The sequence below is a fragment of the Curtobacterium sp. 1544 genome, assembly GCF_040544915.1.
Taxonomy (GTDB): Bacteria; Actinomycetota; Actinomycetes; order Actinomycetales; family Microbacteriaceae; genus Curtobacterium; species Curtobacterium pusillum_C.
Map to the genome: position 1 here is coordinate 88740 of NZ_JBEPKX010000007.1, position 14818 is coordinate 103557.

Here is a 14818-nt window from a genome sequence, read left to right on the forward strand (position 1 = left end):
GCCTCGAGTGCCCGTCGGTCGGGCTCAGTACACGTCCCGGACGTACCGCTTCCCGCGGCGCATGTCGGCGAGGTACGCCTGCGCGTCGTCCTCACCCTTGCCGCGCTGGGACCCGATGACGGACAGCAGGGCCGACTCGACGTCCTTCGCCATCCGGGAGGCGTCGCCGCACACGTACACGTGCCCGCCGTCCTCGAGCCACCGGTACAGCTCCGCGCCCTGTTCGAGCATCCGGGTCTGCACGTAGACCTTCTCGGCCTGGTCGCGCGAGAACGCCAGGTCGAGGCGGTTCAGCACGCCCTGCTCCTGCAGCGTCGTGAGCTCGTCCTCGTACACGAAGTCGGTGTCGCGGTGCTGGTCGCCGAAGAACAGCCAGTTCCGGCCGCTGGCTCCCGCGATCGCACGTTCGTGCAGGAACCCGCGGAACGGTGCGATGCCGGTTCCGGGGCCGATCATGATCATCGGCGCGGACGGGTCCGCCGGCACCCCGAACGAGGCGTTCGGCTGCAGGTACACGTCCACGGTGCAGTCGGGTGAGACCCGGTCGGCGAGGAACGTCGACGCGACACCGGCGTACATGCGGTGCGGGTCGCCGTAGCGGACGGACGCGATCGTCAGGTGGATGCGGTCCGGGTGCGCGAGCGGGCTCGACGAGATCGAGTACTGGCGGGCCTGCAGCGGTCGGAGGTTCGGCAGCAGTTCGTCGAGGCCCGGTGCCGCGGGACCGGCGTCGCGCAGGAGGTCGAGCACGTCCCGTCCCCAGAGCCAGCGGTCGAGTTCGTGCTTGTCCCCGTGCGAGACGACCGCGGCGAGCTCGCTCGACGGTGCGCGCTGGACGAGGTCGGCGATGAGGTCCTTCGAGGGCGTCCGGATCTCGCGGTCGGTCCGCAGGACCTCGGTGACCGGTCGACCGTCCAGCGACTCGGAGCCGTTCGCGCCGACCTGCTCGAGCAGCTCGCCGACGAAGACCTCGTCGTTGACCGGCACGACCGCCAGGGCGTCGCCGGCCGCGTACTCGATGCCGGAGTCGCCGAGGTCGAACTCGTAGTGCCGGATCTCCTTCGCGCTGCGCGGCGAGGAGAGCAGCCGGTTCTCGACCAGCTTCGACGGGAACGGATTGCGCTTGTTCCACTGGGAACCCGGCCTGGAGGCACGGCTCGCGCCCGCCCCGCCGGACGCGGTCGCCGACGTGGCCGGGTCGCCGGCGGGGCCGGACGCGCCGGGTTGCGCGCCCGCTTCTGCCGCGAGTCGGTCGAGCACCGCAGCGGTCCACAGCGCAGCCGGGTCCTCGAAGTCCACGTCGCAGTCGACACGGTCGTGGATCCGCGTCGCGCCGAGCTGTTCGAACCGGGTGTCGAGGAGCTTGCCGGCCTGGCAGAACTCGTCGTAGCTGGTGTCGCCGAGCCCGAGCACCGCGTACTGCAGCCCTTCGAGCCGCGGCACGGTGGTCGCCTGGATCGCGTCCCAGAACAGTCCGGCGTTGTCGGGCATCTCGCCCTCGCCGTACGTCGAGGTGACGACGAGCACGTGGGACATCCCGGCGAGCTGCTCCGGCGTGACGGCGTCGAGCGCGGTGGCACGACCGCCGAGCCCGCGGGCCTTCGCGCCGGAGACCAGCTCGTCGGCGAGGAACTCCGCGTTGCCGGTCTGCGTGCCGAACAGCACGTCGATCGTCGTCGTCGGAGCGCCGCCCGAGGCACGCTTGCCCGCGGCGGCGATGCCCGCGATGAAGCCGGCGAGCCAGGATTCCTGGGCGGCCGAGAACGGTGCGTCGACGGGGATCAGCGATCCGGTCGGGGGCAGGAGGCTCACAGGGACACCGCCTCGGTCGGCGCCAGCGGTGCACGGCCGGCGATGTCCTCGAGCGCCGCGTTCGCGAGCAGCTCGTCGAAGCGGGCCTCGCGGACGCGGCCGTCGTTCTTGGCGTTCTGGTGCATGATCCACCCGGTGGTGCCCGGCGCGTCCATGCTGCGGTTGTTCCGCTGCGTGAGCGCGCGCTTGTAGTCGTCGAGGCGCTTGATGGCGATGAGGGTCGCGAGCTGGTCGTCCGCGAACCGGTCGAGCGTGCCGCGCAGGTACTTCACGACGCGCTGCTTCACGAAGAAGTCCTCGGTGAGGACGAGGTTCTTGACGGCCTCGGTCACGCGCGGGTCGTTCGGACCCGCGGCACCCGGGACCCGCTCCAGCGCGAGGTCCTGCGCGACGCCGAGCACCGTGTAGGACGACAGGAGCGAGAACATGTCGTCGCCCTGGTCGCCGAGCGACGGGGCACGGCCGCCGAGCACGGCACGCTGGTCGCGGTAGTCGACCTTGAACGCGCGGAGCTTGTCCGTCGCGATCGAGGTCGCCAGCTCGTCGAGCAGCTCGTTCCGGCTCGCCGCGGCCAGGATCTCGCCGGCGTCCTGGGTGAGCAGGAGCGCCCGGGGCATGCCGACGTACACGTGCTGGCGCGTGGTCTCCCAGTCGGCGAGCAGACGCTCGGCCAGCGGCGAGCCCGTCGCCTCGAGGTGCCACTCGAGCAGCAGGCGCGCGGCGGCCTCGTGGAAGGACCCGCGCTCGGTGTCGGTGACGGGGAACACGAGGAGCGAGTCGGTGCTCGCGCGCTCGGTGACCTGACCGGACGGGTCGTACTGGTACAGGAACCCGCCGGACATGCCGTTGCCGAGGCCCTTGCCGAACGCGCCGAGGTTGAACACGGCACCGCCCGTCATGTACTCGCAGCCGAAGTCGCCGACGCCCTCGACGACCGCGGTCGCCCCGGAGTTGCGCACGGCGAAGCGGTCGCCGGCCTCGCCCTCGACGAACGTGCGGCCGCCGGTCGCGCCGAACAGGGCGAAGTTGCCGACGAGGACGTTGCCGCCCTGGTCGGTGCTGCCGCCGCCGGGCGCTCGGACGACGATCCGGCCACCGCTCTGGCTCTTGCCGACGCCGTCGTTCGCGGTGCCGGTGTGCTCGAGCACGATGCCGTCGTTGTTGAACACGCCGTAGGACTGCCCGGCCGACCCCTGGGTACGGATCGTGACCGCGCCGTCCACCAGGCGACGGCGGCCACGGTCGTCCGTGGTGATCGCCGGGTGCCCGGACAGGTCGGTGTCGCGCAGCTCGTGGTTGAGGAGCCGCTCGACGTCGATGCCGAGCTGACCGCCGACGGACTTGTCGCTGTTGCCGAGCAGCACGCCGTGCACGAGCACGTGCTCCTGCTCGTGGTCGACCAGGGCCGTGCGGACCCGCTCGAGCAGCGCGTCGTCGGTGTGGAAGTCCTTCTCGAGGTACTCCGGGTCCTCGACGACCTTCTCCGGGACCTGCGCGAGGAGCGCCCGGACGTCGAGGCGCCCGACGCTCGCCGGGTGGTCGAGGAGCTGCAGCAGGTCGGTCCGGCCCCGGGCCTCGCGGAGGGAGCGCAGGCCGAGGCGGGCGAGGATCTGCCGCACGTCGTGCGCGATGTTGAGCAGGTACTGCGCGAGCGCGCGTGGGTCGCCCTCGAACGCCTCGGCGTTCGTGGTCAGGCCGGCCGGGCACTTCACGTTGCAGTTCTTCGCCATCACGCAGCCGAGCATCATGAGCGCGGTGGTGCCGAACTCGAAGCTGTCGCCGCCGAGCAGGGCGCTGGTGACGACGTCGCTGCCGGTCTGGTGCGCGCCGGAGCAGCGCAGCGTGACCTTCTGGCGGAGGCCGTTCGCGACGAGGGCCTGGTGGACCTCGGCCACGCCGATCTCCGCGGAACGACCCGCGTACTTCAGGCTCGTGACGGCCGCGGCGCCCGTGCCGCCGGTGTTGCCCGCGACGTTGATGACGTCCGCGCCGGCCTTCGCGACACCCACGGCGATGGTGCCGATGCCCTCGGAGGACACCAGCTTCACGATCACCCGGACACGGGCGGCCTTGCAGTCGTGGATGAGCTGCGCGAGGTCCTCGATCGAGTACGTGTCGTGGTGCGGCGGCGGGGAGATGAGCTCGACACCGGGCGTGCCACCACGGGCCGCGGCGATGTCCACCGTGACCTTCGGCGCGGGCAGCTGACCGCCCTCGCCGGGCTTCGCGCCCTGGCCGATCTTGATCTCGAGCTCCTCGAGCATCGGGTCGGCGAGGTAGCCCGCCCAGATGCCAAAGCGACCCGAGGCGAACTGCTTGATGCGCGAGCCGCGGATGGTGCCGTAGCGGGAGTGGTGCTCGCCGCCCTCGCCGCTGTTCGACATGCCGCCGACCATGTTCGTGCCGTGCGCCACCGCCTCGTGCGCGGTCGCGACGAGCGCGCCGTGGCTCATCGCGCCGGACGCGAGGGTCCGGGTGATCTCGTGGGCCGGCTGGACCTCGTCGAGCGCGACGCTGTCCGGGGCGCTCTCGAGCAGCACGAGCAGGTCGACCGCCGTGCCGGTGGCGCGCAGCGTCACCTGGGTCTCGTCGACGGAGTCGACGTCGACCTGGCCGGGGTGCAGCAGCGCGAGGCCGTCTGCCAGGGCCGCGTGGCGCAGTGCACCCGTCGTCCCCGTCGACGTGAGCTGCAGGCGGAAGCGCTCCGTGCCTCCAGGCAGAGCGTCGGACGACGACGGACGCGAGCCGGACAGACCGCGCACCGTGACGCTCGCGTTGCCGGTCGTGGCGAAGCGGCCGAGTTCGCGGGCGAAGTCCTCTGCCGTGTCGATGCCGGTGACGTCCGCGGGCAGCGCGAGCACGTCGCGGAGGGCCGCGGGACGGCGCGAGCGCTCGTCGTGCGTGGTCTGCAGGAACGTGACGTAGCCCGGGGTGATCCGGTGCGCGTCGATCTCGGCGTCGCTCAGGCGGTCGTACCCGGTGTTCCGGTACGCCGTGTCGGTGATGCCGAACGCGTCGTCGAGCTGCCCGAGGGTGAGGAGCCGGAGCGCCTCGGAGTCGCCGGAGCGCTCGAACGACGGACGTTCCTCGGTCATGCCGCCGAAGCCGCGCACGCTCGCGACGCCGAACGAGTGCCCGGCGCCGTCCGAGCGCTCCTTGAAGAGGCCGAGCATGGGCACCTGGCCCTCGGACTCGACGCTGCGGGCGCGCTCGTGCCAGTCCGTCGCAGCCTGGGCGATGCGGGCGAAGCCGACACCGCCGACCGGGGCCTGCATGTGCGGGAAGACCCGGGCGAACAGGTCGTCACGGGTGTCGAGGTAGTTCGGTTCGAAGAACTCGCCGCCGATGTAGCTCTCGGCGGTGCAGAGCCCGACGCGACCCATCGTCTTGGCGAGGGCCTTCTCGGCGGCCTTCCGGAACTGCTTGAGCGCGAGGTCGGTCGCGGTCAGCTCGCCGGCCGGGGCGGGCGCGGCGGGGTACTTCTCCTCCGCACGCAGCCGTGCCGACAGGCTGTACACAGCCGCGGCACCGAAGCCGAGCGCCGTCGCCACGTGGTGTGACGATGGCAGCTGACCGGACTCGGCGACCACGGAGACCCGCAGCCGCAGGCCGGTTTCGATGAGTCGCTGGTTGACGGCGGCGACGGCGAGGATGACCGGGAGGGGCGCATGCGTCGACGACACGTTGCGGTCGGTGAGCACGGCGATCCCGCCGGTGTGCTCGGCGAACTGCTCGACGGCGGCGCAGAGCTCGTCGACCGCGGTGCGCACGGCGGCCGCGTTCGCCTGCTCGTCACCGAGCACCGGCACGTAGAGCATCTCGAACCGCTCGAGCGGCACGATGTCCTGGTCGCGCAGTCGGACCATGTCGAGGTGCCCGAGGATCGGGGACTGGACGACGAGCTGCCGGGTCGCGGAACCCGTTCCGTCCGGCTTCGCACCGAGGGCCACGCGCATCGACATGCCGTCGGCCTCGCGGATCGAGTCGAGCGGCGGGTTCGTCACCTGGGCGAAGCGCTGCGAGAAGTACTTCGCCATGCCGCCCTCGGTGTCGCTCAGGGCGTTGATCGCGTTGCCGTAGCCCATCGCCGAGATGCGCTCCGAGCCGTTCTGCAGCATCGGGTCGAGCATGAACCGGAAGCTCTCCTGGTTCAGCGAGTACGCCACGTAGCGGCCGGCGAGCGACAGGTCTCCCTCGTAGCCGAGCGTCGTCGTCGTGCGCTGGTACTCCGGCGCCGGCAGGTCGTCGAGGTTCACGCGGGCGGCGTCGAGCAGGGCCCCGTAGGGCTTGCGCGCTGCGAGCATCTCGAGCACCTCGCGGGTGCGCATCAGCGTGCCGGTGCGGTGGTCGACGACGAGCATGCCGCCCGCCTCGATGCGGCCGCGGTGCACGACCTCGTCGGCGTCGAACTCGACCTGCCCGGCCTCGGACGACACCATGAGGTACTCGGCGGTCTGCACCGAGCGCAGCGGGCGGAGGCCCAGGCGGTCGAGGCGCGCGCCGACGACGTCGCCGTCGCTGAAGATCACGGCGGCGGGCCCGTCGTTCTTCTCCTCGTACAGCGAGAAGAACTCGAGCATGTCCCGCACGTCGGGCGTCAGTGTGCGGTCGTTCTCCCACGCCGGCGGCATGAGCGACACCACGGCCTCGACGATCTCGAGTCCGTCGTCGAACACCCGGCTCTGCAGGGTCTGGTCGAGGCGGCTCGAGTCGGACTGCCCGGGCGGGCGGACGATGCTGCGGGTGCGCGCGCGGGCCAGGGCCTCGTCGGACAGCCGGTTCTTCCGGTCGGTGTTCAGCTCGCCGTTGTGCGCCATCAGGCGGAACGGCTGCGCCATCGTCGGGTGCGGCTCGGTGTTCGTCGAGAACCGGGTGTGGAAGTACAGCGTCCGCACCGAGTGGCGGGGGTCCCGCAGGTCTGTGAAGTACCCGATGACCTCGCCGGAGTTCAGACGCCCCTTCAGGATCTGGGTCCGCGCGCTGAGCGAGAGCGGGTACAGGGCGGCGTGCTCGGCGTGGTCGGCGGCGGCCTGTCCGTACGAGACGGCCTCGATCGCGAGCAGGGCACGGTTCGCCGCGGCGTCGACCTCGGTGCGCGCCCAGTCCGACGGTGCGCGGAAGACCCACTGCACGATCGGCAGCTGGTACTGCTCAGCCTCCGGGCGGGCGACCGAGTGGTCCACCGGCACGTCACGGACGAGCAGGAGCTCGAAGCCCTCGTGCTCGATGGCGTCGGTCACGGTCTGCTGGGCTGCGGCCCGCTCGTCGTCGCCGGACGGCACGAAGCAGTTCGCGACGCCGAAGTGGCCGGCGCGGAGCTCCTCGCCGGTGATCGCGCTGAAGAACTCCACCGACAGGTCGATGCTCACGCCGGCACCGTCACCGACGCCCTCGGCGGACTTGCCGCCGCGGTGGGGGATGGCGCACAGCGCTTCGTCGCCCTTGCGGATGACGTCGTGGCTCGGCGTGCCGTCGAGTCGGGTGATGAAACCGACGCCGCAGTCGCTCGATTCGCGGGCAGGGTCGTAGAGACCGAAGGAGGAGGGGTTCACGTGTGCGGGTCCAGTGGGGCGTTGCCGGCAGCGGACGGCCAGGCTGCATCAGTGGAGCGCTCGCCGCGGGCAGACCGGTGGTGGCAGTCGGGCCCTGTGGGGTTGTGGTGCGGTGAGGCGATGCTACGGCGCGGTATACCGCCCGCGCAACACCGCGACGACCGCCCGGCCCGCCGCTCGCGTGATCAGGCTGCGCGCTCGTCCACCGCGGCGATCGGCTCGGTGACCGCGGTGCTCGCGTCCGCGGCCGGGGTCGTGCCCGGGCGGATGAGTTCCGGCCGCCGACGGGCCCGGAACACCCACGCCTTGAACAGGACGAACCGGACCCCGGTGGCGACGAGGTTCGCCGCCGTCAGCACCATGATCTCCGCACCGTGCGACGAGGTCGGAGCGGTCGCGTGCAACACCACGAGCGACCCCGACGTGATCGCCCACGCGATACCGAAGACCACGAGTCCCTGCACGTGGTGCCGGCCCGCACCCGCCCGGCCCCGCACCCCGAAGGTGAACCGCCGGTTGAGCGCGGTGTTGCCGATCGCGGTGACCAGCAGCGCGAGGAAGTCCGCCGTCTGGGCGCCGATCGCTGGCCGGAACAGCGCGTACAGCAGGGCGAACGCGACCGTCGACAGCACCCCGATCGCGCCGAACCGCAGCACCTGGCCGAGCATCCCGACGTGCGGCGGGGTGAACGGTCGACGGCCGATCGCCTCGTACACGTCGGCGACCGGCACCCGGCCGGACGCGATGCCCCGGGACACCCGCCACATGCCCTTGAGGTCCTCCGTCGCGGTCGAGGCGATGTGCACCGACGAGTTCACGTCGTCCACCCAGTCGACGGGCACCTCGTGGATGCGCAGCCCCGCGTGCTCCGCCAGCACGAGCATCTCGGTGTCGAAGAACCACGCGTCGTCCTCGCAGAGCGGCAGCACGTGCTCGGCGGCCTGGCGGGTGATCGCCTTGAACCCGCACTGCGCATCGGAGAACGAGACCCCCATCGTGGCCCGGAGCAACAGGTTGTACGAGCGGGAGATGAACTCGCGCTTGCCGCCGCGCACCACCCGCGCCGAGTCGGCCAGCCGGGTGCCGATCGCGACGTCCGAGTGGCCGGACAGCAGTGGTGCCACGAGCGGCTCGAGCGCGGCGAGGTCCGTCGACAGGTCCTCGTCGACGTAGACGAGCACGGAAGCCGGGGACGCGCTCCACACGGCCTTGAGCGCTCGGCCACGTCCCTTCTGCGGGAGGTGCACGGCCTGCACGTCGGGCAGCATCGCGGCGAGGTCGTCCGCGATCCGGGCGGTGTCGTCCGTCGAGGCGTTGTCCGCGATCGTGATCCGCCACGAGTGGTGCAGCGACGTACGGCAGAACGTGTGCAGCCGTCGGACGTGGGCGGCGAGCGTGTCCTGCTCGTTGTAGCAGGGGACGACGATGTCGATGTCGAGGGTCTGGTTCGTCTCCGTCATGCGCTCATGCTCGGCAGCGGGCATACGGGGAGCGAAGCAGTGGCCTGTGCCGTCCCTAAGAACGCGCGCTCGGGCGGCGCGGGCCCGAGTTTCGTGCTGAGCGACACTTCTCGGGCGCAGGGACCCGAGAACTGTCGCTGGGCCCGAGACTCGTGGCCCGGGTCAGCGCGGGAGCAGGACCTGCACGACGGCGATCACCGCGAGCACCGCGATCGGGACACCCGCGATCCACGCACCCGCGCGGATCTGCGTCCGGCGGATCGTGGGGCGGGCGTGCGAGGTCCGGGCGAACTCGGTCGCGGCGACGAGCTCCGGGGCGGCAGCGGGTGGCGCGGGCTCTGGCTGGGGCCGGTCGTCCTCGAACGCGGGCACCTCGACGACGAGGTCGTCGGCGCGTGGGCGCTCCGGCAGCCGTGCGAAGCCGTTCGCGTCCGTCATCGTGGCCCCTTCGTTCCGGTGCTCCGCAGTATGCGTCCCGGTGCTCCCCAGTATGCGTCCCGCGGCCGCCTTCGAGTGAGCAGGAATCGTCGAGTACACGGCGGCGACCCGACGATTTCTGCTCAGTCGACGCCGCCCGCGCCGCCCGCGCCGCCCGCGCCCGCGCCGCCCGCGCCCGGACCGGGCATGTCGACCGTGAAGGCCGTGCGGCCCGGCTCCGAGGCCACGCGGACGAGCCCCTCGTGCGCCGTCACCACCGCTCGGACGATCGCGAGGCCCAGGCCGCTCGTCCCGGCCTCCCGGGAGCGAGAGGCCTCGCCACGGGTGAACCGGTCGAACAGCGTCGGCAGGGCCTCGGCGGGGATCGGCGGCCCGTCGTTGGCCACCACGAACCGCACGACGTCGCCCACCCGCTGCAGTGACACGACGACCGCGGTGCCGGTGGGCGTGTGCGTCCGGGCGTTCGCGAGCAGGTTCGTCACCACCCGGCGGAGCTGTCGCGGGTCGCCGGACACCACGAGCGGGTGGTCGTCGAGCACCTGCAGTGTCCACCGGTGTCCGGGCGCGGTCGCGCGGGCGTCCATGGTGGCCTCGACGACGAGCGACGTCAGGTCGACGGGCTCGCGCGCGGGTGCCGGCCCGGACGCCATCGCACCGGCGTCGAGGCGCGCGAGCAGCAGCAGTTCCTCGACGAGGTCGCCCATCCGCACCGCCTCGCGCCCGATCCGGTCGACGTTCCGGTGCATCGCGTCGACGTCCGACGACGACGCGGTCAGCTCGGCGTACGCCCGCACGGTGGCGATCGGCGTCCGCAGTTCGTGGGAGGCGTCGGCGATGAAGGTCCGCATCCCGGCCTCGGCTTCGCGTCGGACGGTGAGGGCGCGGGCGACGTGTCCGAGCAGTCGGTTCAGTGCGGTGCCGACCTGCGACACCTCACGGTTGGCGGCGAGGTCGGCCGGGCCCACCCGGACCGGGATCGCGGTGTCCCCGCGTTCGAGGTCGAGCGCGCTCACGTCGGATGCGACCGCCGCGACGCGCTCGAGGGGCCGGAGCGACCGCCGCACGAGCAGGGTCAGCGCCCACGCGGCGATGACCAGCCCCAGGACGGTGACGACGCCGATGACGAGCAGGAGCCGGGTGATCGCAGCGTCGAGGTCACCGAGTGGCAACGCCGTGACGAACACGTCACCGTCGTCGCCGACCGCCTGCACCCGGTAGGTGCCGAGCGTGCCGAGGTCGATCGTCGTCGGGTCGCCGTCGCTGGCCACCGCGGCGAGCGTCCGCTCCTGCGCCGAGGTCAGCCCGTGCTGCTGCCCGTCGCTGTCGGTGTACCCGCCGAGCACCGCCTTCCCGTCGCGGAAGATCGCGACGACGGTGCCGGCCGACTGTCCGGGAGCGCCGATGAACGCGTTGTCCGGGTCCGTCCCCGTTCCGTTCGTGGGTGGCGGCGGTCGCTGGCCGTCCGGCCCGCCGACGGTCCGGTTCGCCGCCGTCGAGAGTTCGGCGTCGAGCCGCTGCACGAGGTACCCGCGGAACGCGACGACGGTCACGGCTCCCACGACGACGTTGGTCGCGACGAGCAGGAGCGCCACGGCCGCCACGATCCGCCACCGGAGCGACGGCACGCGTCTCGTCCGGTCCGTCGGCTTCGGTCTGGAGGCGCGGATCGCCTCGGGCCGTCGGCTCACGTCGTCGGCCTGAGCACGTACCCTGCACCGCGGACCGTCTGCAGCATCGGCTCGCGTCCGGCGTCGAGCTTCTTCCGCAGGTACGACACGTACATGTCCACCAGGTTCGAGGACGTCCCGAAGTCCATGCCCCACACGTTCGCGAGGAGCTGTTCCCGGGACAGCACCCGGTTCGCGTTCCGGGCGAGGTGGCGCAGCAGCTCGTACTCGGTGGGGGTGAGGTCGATCGGGTCGCCCGCGCGGCTCACCGTCCGGGCGTCCTCGTCGAGGTGGAGGTCGCCGACGGTCGTCTCGGAGGCGCCCGCGGCGGCCGTCACCCGGGCGGAGGTCCGTGCGAGGATCCGGGCCCGCACGAGCAGCTCGTCGATGCCGAAGGGCTTCGTCAGGTAGTCGTCGCCCCCGCCGGTGAGTCCGGCGAGCCGGTCCTCGGGGGCGTCCCGCGCGGTGAGGAACAGGACGCGGACGTCGTCCCGGGCGTCCCGGAGCCGATCGAGCACCTCGAAGCCGTCGATGTCCGGCAGCATCACGTCGAGCACGATCACGTCGGGCTGGAACTCCCGCGCCGCGAACAGGACGTCCCGGCCGCGGTGCACGGCCCGCACGGACCAGCCGTCGCCCTCGAACGCGAGGGCGACGGCGTCCGCGAGGGCGTGCTCGTCGTCGACGACGAGGGCACGGACGGGAGTGCCGTCGGTGCGCTGCAGCGGTGACGCGGGCATGTCCCGGAGCCTACTTCGGGTCGCTCAGGTCGTAGACCGTCTGGCCGCCGACCGTCGTGTTGTCGTAGTTCGCCGCGACCCACTCCTGGATCGCCGAGGCGGTGGACGAACCGCCGCCCATCCCGCCACCGGTCCCGGAGGAGATGTAGTAGCCGATGTCCCCGGCGGCGACGTACGCCTTGAACTCGGCGAGCGTCGGTGCCGGGTCGCTCGACCAGCCGCCGATCGCCATCACGGCGGTGTCGGTGTCGAGCTCGATCTGGGCGGCGGACTGCGAACCGTTCACCGCGGCGGCCCACTTGGCGTCCGAGGCCTCGAGGAGCTTCTGCAGTGCCGACGAGGTCGTCGATCCCTCGCCGCCCATGCCGCCTCCGGTGCCGCTCGGCGCGTCGTCGGACGTCCCGTCGGTCGATCCACCCGGCATCTCGCCGGTCGTGCCCTCGGGCGGTGTGCCGCCGGGACCCTGCTGGGTGCCGTCCGTGCTGTCGGAGCCGTCCGTCTCGGAACCGGAGGCCGACCCACCCGGTCCCCCCGCGCCTCCAGGCAGACCGCCACCCGTGCCGCCGCCACCCGTCCCACCGGAGCTGCTGCCCGCCGGACCGACGCTCGGGATCGACCCGGAGTGCGCGACGGTCGTCGTCGCGAGGGCGTAGGCCGTGGTGCCGGTGAGCCCGAACAGCGTGCCGGCGAGGGCACCGACGGTGACGAGCTTGCGGAGCGTCGGCACGCTGCCGATGACGATCGCGGCGGCGGACAGCAACCCGCCGAACAGCATCGCCCAGCGCAGCCACGGCAACCAGGTCGGGTTCTCGTTGAGGAGGCACCAGCCCCAGAACGCCGTGATCCCGATCATGGCCGCCAGACCGAGGCGACCGAGGAAGCGCTCGCGTGCGTGCCACAGCAGCGCGCCGCCGGTGCCGACGAGGCCCGCGATGGCCGGCGCCAACGCGACCGTGTAGTACGGGTGGATCGTGCCGGACATGTACGAGAACACGAGCCCGGTGACGAGGAGCCAGCCGCCCCACAGGACGAGACCGGCGCGTGCCGGGTCGGCGAGGTTCCGGCGGCCGACGACGACCAGGCCGACGATCAGCGCGATGAGCGCAGCGGGCAGCAGCCACGAGATCTCGAGGCCCATCTCGGACGAGAACAGCCGGTTCAGACCGGTCGAGCCGCCGAACGAGGAGCCCGCGGTCCCGCCGGTCATGCCGCCGCCCCCGCCCCCACCGCCGTTGCCCGAACCGCCGAAGATGCGGCCGAGGCCGTTGTAGCCGAACACCAGGTCGAGCACGGTGTTGTTCGTCGAGCCGCCGATGTACGGGCGGGACTCCGCGGGCCAGAGCCACACGGCGACGACCCACCACCCGGCGGAGACCACGAGGGAGCCCGCGGCGATGAGCAGGCCGACGACCCGCTTGCCCCAGGTGGTGCGGGCGGCGAACAGGTACACGAGCCCGAAGGCGGGCAGGACCAGGAGCCCCTGCAGCATCTTCGTCAGGAACGCGAAGCCGAGGGCGACACCGGCCAGGGCGATCCACTTCCAGCTGCCCCGCGGCAGCGCCCGGACCGTGCAGTACGCGCCAGCGGTCATCAGGAACACGAGCAGTGCGTCCGGGTTGTCGAACCGGAACATCAGCGCCGCCGCGGGGGTCGCCGCGACGACGAACCCGGCGAGCAGGGCGCCGACGTTCGCGGTCGTCGCGCCGAGGCGGCTCAGGGTGCGGCGGACGGTGCCCCACACGAGCGCGACCGAGCCGACGGCCATGAGCGCCTGGGGGAGCAGGAGGCTGGAGCTCGAGAAGCCGAACAGCCGGGCCGACAACACCATCACCCAGAGCGAGGCCGGCGGCTTGTCGACGGTGATGAAGTTCGACGAGTCGAGGGAGCCGAAGAAGAACGCCTCCCACGACTTCGTGCCGGCCTGGACGGCTGCGGCGTAGAAGCTGTTGGCGTACCCGGAGACGCTGAGGTCCCAGAGGTACACCACGGCGGTCACGACGAGGAGTGCCCAGAACGCCGGGCGGAGCCAGCGGGCGTCCTCGCGTTCACCGAGGAAGAGTCGTGCGAGGGGCTTCCGACGCCGATCCCGCGCGTCACTGTGCGCGCGGTCGCGTCGATCGGTCACGGGTACCGGGTACGTGGTCATGCCAGTGAGGATTCCGGGCGTTCCCCGAACGACCCGATGGCCGGGCTTGGCGGTTCCTAAGAGCGGCGGGCGCGCTTCCGCGTGCCTCGCACCGTGCCGCGGTTGCCCTCGCACCGCGCGAGGTCAGGCGTACCGCTGCGCCGCCCGGATCGCCGCACCCGTGTACGAGCCGCCGAACAGGAACACGTGCAGCAGCAACGGCGCGAGCTGGTGCAGCTCGACGCGCTCCTGCCAGCCCGCGGCGAGCCGGGACTCGGCGTCGTAGGCGGCGAGGACGGTCTCGAGCCGGGGGAGTCCGAAGAGCCCGAGGAGCGCCAGGTCGGTCTCCGCGTGGCCGCCGTGCGGGTTGGCGTCGATGAGCACCGCGCCGGTGGGTTCAGCGGGGTCGCCGGGCCAGAGGACGTTCCCCGCCCAGAGGTCGCCGTGCAACCTCGCCGGACGGTCCCCGACCAGCGCGGGCTGCGGCGACCCGAGCGTCCCGTCCTGCACCCGATCGGCGACCCGGTCGAACACCGCCGCCTGCGCGTGGTCGAACCCGCCTCGGTCGACGATCCGGCGGACGAAGTCGCGGATGCGGTACTCGGCGAAGAACTCGCCCCAGGTCGCCGGTGCGTCCGCCGCGGTGACGAAGGGCGTGCCCGAGCGACCCATCCGGAGCGGACCGGCCGTCGGGAAGCCCGGAGCGGGCGTTCCCCATCCGTCAGCACCCGCGGCGTGCGTGTGTGCGAGCGACCGTCCGAAGCGCTCCGCCTGCGCCGAGCTCGGCGAACCGTCGTCGATCAGTTCCAGTTCGAGCACGGTCGGGGAGGGGCGTCCGAGGACCCGGGCGACCCGGGTGCCGCCGGACTCCTCGGCCGAGGCCAACCAGGCCAGACCGGCGGCCTCGGCGGCTGCTTCGTGCGGGTCGGTGAAGGTCTTCACGTGGGTCTCGGCCATCGCCCCATCCTGCCGGTGGCTCTTTGTCGGACCCTCAGCGGCGGGGATCGTGCAGAGGAGAGCGTGG

Annotated in this window: 8 protein-coding genes; all 8 read right to left on the reverse strand. The window is 72.2% G+C overall.

What is annotated here, in order from left to right:
* Positions 1 to 24: 24 nt before the first annotated feature.
* Positions 25 to 1812 carry a sulfite reductase subunit alpha gene (locus ABIC61_RS06455; RefSeq protein WP_354029245.1) on the reverse strand — a complete coding sequence of 596 codons (1788 nt, stop codon included), beginning with the start codon at positions 1810 to 1812 and terminating at the stop codon, positions 25 to 27.
* On the reverse strand, positions 1809 to 7364 hold the full coding sequence (locus ABIC61_RS06460) for a glutamate synthase-related protein (protein ID WP_354029246.1): 5556 nt from the start codon (positions 7362 to 7364) through the stop codon (positions 1809 to 1811). The genes ABIC61_RS06455 and ABIC61_RS06460 overlap by 4 nt, the downstream gene beginning before the upstream one ends.
* Before the next feature lie 185 nt (positions 7365 to 7549).
* Positions 7550 to 8824 carry a bifunctional glycosyltransferase family 2/GtrA family protein gene (locus ABIC61_RS06465; RefSeq protein ID WP_354029247.1) on the reverse strand — a complete coding sequence of 425 codons (1275 nt, stop codon included), beginning with the start codon at positions 8822 to 8824 and terminating at the stop codon, positions 7550 to 7552.
* A 162-nt stretch (positions 8825 to 8986) separates the two neighbouring features.
* Entirely contained in the window at positions 8987 to 9262 is a 276-nt protein-coding gene (locus tag ABIC61_RS06470; protein WP_144751133.1) for a hypothetical protein, read from the reverse strand.
* A gap of 122 nt (positions 9263 to 9384) precedes the next feature.
* The gene (locus ABIC61_RS06475; RefSeq protein WP_354029248.1) at positions 9385 to 10950 is read right to left on the reverse strand and encodes a sensor histidine kinase; all 1566 of its coding nucleotides are present in this window, start codon (positions 10948 to 10950) and stop codon (positions 9385 to 9387) included.
* The gene (locus ABIC61_RS06480; RefSeq protein WP_144751136.1) at positions 10947 to 11669 is read right to left on the reverse strand and encodes a response regulator transcription factor; all 723 of its coding nucleotides are present in this window, start codon (positions 11667 to 11669) and stop codon (positions 10947 to 10949) included. Before ABIC61_RS06480 ends, ABIC61_RS06475 begins: the two co-directional genes overlap by 4 nt.
* A gap of 10 nt (positions 11670 to 11679) precedes the next feature.
* Positions 11680 to 13815 carry an ArnT family glycosyltransferase gene (locus ABIC61_RS06485; RefSeq protein ID WP_354029249.1) on the reverse strand — a complete coding sequence of 712 codons (2136 nt, stop codon included), beginning with the start codon at positions 13813 to 13815 and terminating at the stop codon, positions 11680 to 11682.
* A gap of 123 nt (positions 13816 to 13938) precedes the next feature.
* On the reverse strand, positions 13939 to 14751 hold the full coding sequence (locus tag ABIC61_RS06490) for a fructosamine kinase family protein (RefSeq protein ID WP_354029250.1): 813 nt from the start codon (positions 14749 to 14751) through the stop codon (positions 13939 to 13941).
* Between the last annotated feature and the right edge of the window lie 67 nt (positions 14752 to 14818).

Excerpts from the sequence above, each read along its gene's own strand:
- ABIC61_RS06465 (WP_354029247.1), bottom strand. The coding sequence starts at position 8,824 with ATGACGGAGACGAACCAGACCCTCGACATCGACATCGTCGTCCCCTGC.
- ABIC61_RS06470 (WP_144751133.1), bottom strand. The coding sequence starts at position 9,262 with ATGACGGACGCGAACGGCTTCGCACGGCTGCCGGAGCGCCCACGCGCC.
- ABIC61_RS06480 (WP_144751136.1), bottom strand. The coding sequence starts at position 11,669 with ATGCCCGCGTCACCGCTGCAGCGCACCGACGGCACTCCCGTCCGTGCC.
- ABIC61_RS06485 (WP_354029249.1), bottom strand. The coding sequence starts at position 13,815 with ATGACCACGTACCCGGTACCCGTGACCGATCGACGCGACCGCGCGCAC.
- ABIC61_RS06490 (WP_354029250.1), bottom strand. The coding sequence starts at position 14,751 with ATGGCCGAGACCCACGTGAAGACCTTCACCGACCCGCACGAAGCAGCC.